Raw genomic sequence first — 2,610 nt, forward strand, 5'->3', positions numbered from 1 at the left:
CCGAAGGCGCCGTTGGAGGAGAAGCAGACGGCGTCGCCGGTGTAGTCGGTGTCGGGGCCGTCGTAGCGGACGCACTGAGCGTCGTGCGTGTAGCCGTCGTCGTCGAAGCACCCGGCCAACGCGGGGGCGAGCGGGTCGCTGAGGTCGACGATGTGGAGGCCGCCGCCGTTGCAGGCAAAGCCGTTCTGGTCGGCGCCCACCAAGAAGGCGTAGGGGATCGCCTCATCGATGACGATGTTGTGGGCGCTGCCGGTGCCCCTGTAGACCGCGTCGGCCCCGAACACGACGGGCGGCGAGGTGACGTCGCGCAGCCGGGTCAGGTCGAAAACCTGCATGCCATGGTCTTCGGCTTCGCTGACGATGAAGGCGTAGTTGCCGAGCGTCTTGATGTCGCGCCAGAGGGTGCTCGTCGTCTCGGTGGGTAGCCGCCCGATGATCTGTGGCACCGTTGGGGTGGCGAGGCTCACGAAGACCGTGCCCTGCGAGGTCCCCACGAGCCCGTACTCGATGCCGGTCTCGGGGTCGGTCCAGCCCCAGACGTCGTTCGGAGTGGGGAAGAAGGTCGACGTGCCGAAGTCGAGGTCCTCGCGGGTGAGGTTGGCGACCAGGTCCACGTCGGAGCACGCAAAGTCGGCGGCGCGCCCGTCGGCGCACGCAGCAGTGACGGCCTCCTGGGCGAGGACAGGCGTGGAGAGAAGCGCCAGCAGGCACAGTAGCAAGAGCGTACGCATCGAAAAGTGGGTTGGGGTGAAACGAAAGAGGTTAGCGCGCGAGGGTCAGGCGGCGTGTCTCGGCAAACGTCTCGCCGACGACGCGCACCACATAGACGCCGCTCGGGAGCCCGGCACCGTCGACGGTGAGCAGGGCGCCGTCGGTCGTGCCGTGGAGCAGGGTGGCGACGCGGCGGCCGAGCAGGTCGTAGACCTCGGCGCGGACGGGCTCTGGCGCGGTGAGCGTGAGCGCGAGGGTGGTGCGGTCGCGGAAGGGGTTCGGGGAAGCTGCGCTCAGCCTCGCGACGGCGCCGTCGGGCTCGCTCTCGCCGGCCACCGCCGTGGCTTCGGGTTGGAGTACAAACAGCCCACGCTGCTGGTCGCTGACGATCACGATGCCGCTCTCGAAGAACGGATAGACGCTCCACGCCCCGTTGAACCCAAGGCCGTCGCCCTCCGGGTAGGTGTCGAAAAAGCCGACCGGTGTGAGCGCGGTCGGGTCGTTGGCATTGATCCGGTGGAGGCGAAAGCCGCTCTCGTAGTTCGCCTGAAAAAGCAGGTCGCCGACGATGTAGTGGTTGTGGTCGATCGTGGTGGTCGGCGCGATGTAGGCGCCGACGTAGAAGGGGGCGTCGAGGTCTTCCACGTTCATCACGATGGTGCGGGTGCCCCCGATGTCGGTGGCGCCGTCGTCGCCCTCGTCGTTCATGAAGAAGAAGCGCCGGTCCTCGGTCAGCCAGCCCTGGTGGGTGAAGACCACCGTTGGGTAGATCGCCGTGCTGAGGGCGCGCGTGCGCGCTGGCTCGGTGATGTCGCTGATCGACAGCATGATCGTGTTGGAACTGAAGCAGACCGTGCGCCCCTGATAGTCCGGGTCGGGGCCGTCGTAGACGATGCACTGCGCGTCGTGGGTGTAGCCGTCGGCGCCGAAGCAGCCCGAGTAGCGCGGTGCTATCGGCGTCGTCACGTCGATGAGGTAGAGCCCGGTCAGGCACTCCAGATTGTTGGTGTCGTGGCCGACGGCGATCACCACGTCGAGGTCGTCGCTCGCCACGATGTTGTGCGCGCTGCCGATGCCGGTGTAGCGCGCGTCCGGCTCGAACTCGACCGGCGCTTCGGTGACGCTGCGGAGCCGCCTCAGGTCAAAGATCTGCACGCCATGCCCTGGCACTTCGCTGACGATGTAGGCATAGGTCCCGCGCGTCTTGATGTCGCGCCAGAGGTTGCCGATGGTGCGGAGGTCGCCCCGCTGGGCTGCGGTGGGCAGCATGCCTACGAGGACCGGAGCCGTCGGGGTAGACAGGTCCACGAAGGAGACGCCTTCCCAGGTGCCAACAAGGGCATACTCGGTGCCGGTCTCCGGGTCAGTCCAGCCCCAGATGTCGTTGCCCCACCACCAATTCGTCAAGTCGCCCTGCGCATAGGACGACCCGAGGGCTACGAGGTCCATCTCCGCGAGCAGGTCGACGCGGTCGCACGCATAGGGACCGGCCTGCCCGTTCTCGCACGGGACGGCCGCCGGCTGCGCGTGCAATGAGGGTGCTCCAGCGATCCAGACGGCGAGTCCGATGGCTGTGGCGGCAATAACGCGGACGGCGGCGCGGTAGGGCGACATGGGCCTGGAGCGGGAGAAAAAGGGCGATGCCGCAACTAGCAAAGCAGCGAGGGCTGGGACACGAACGAAGCACGCAGTCATGCGGCTACGGCAAGACGGCCCGTTGCGTTGCTTGCCCGGCGGAAAAAAGGGGGGCACAAAAAAGGGACTGGACTCGTGCCGAGCCCAGCCCCAGAGCGATCTGGTGTTGGTCGCCGCGGGCTATCGGACGAGCGTGAGGCGGCGCGTCTCAGCGAACGTCTCGCCCACCACCCGCACCACGTACGTCCCGCTCGACAGGCCCGC

Annotated in this window: 2 protein-coding genes; both read right to left on the bottom strand. The window is 67.5% G+C overall.

From position 1 onward, the window contains the following. Nucleotides 1-731 (bottom strand): choice-of-anchor B family protein (locus tag AAFU51_18735; protein MEO1573286.1); only part of this gene is annotated, 731 nt, incomplete at its 3' end. A 31-nt stretch (nt 732-762) separates the two neighbouring features. Next, entirely contained in the window at nt 763-2,325 is a 1,563-nt protein-coding gene (locus tag AAFU51_18740) for a choice-of-anchor B family protein (protein MEO1573287.1), read from the bottom strand. Nucleotides 2,326-2,610 lie beyond the last annotated feature (285 nt).

Source organism: Bacteroidota bacterium, assembly GCA_039821555.1.
Lineage (GTDB): Bacteria > Bacteroidota > Rhodothermia > Rhodothermales > Rubricoccaceae > JBCBEX01.

Bases quoted from the DNA above. Each gene is read 5' to 3' on its own strand.
- AAFU51_18740 (MEO1573287.1), bottom strand. From the start codon at position 2,325: ATGTCGCCCTACCGCGCCGCCGTCCGCGTTATTGCCGCCACAGCCATC.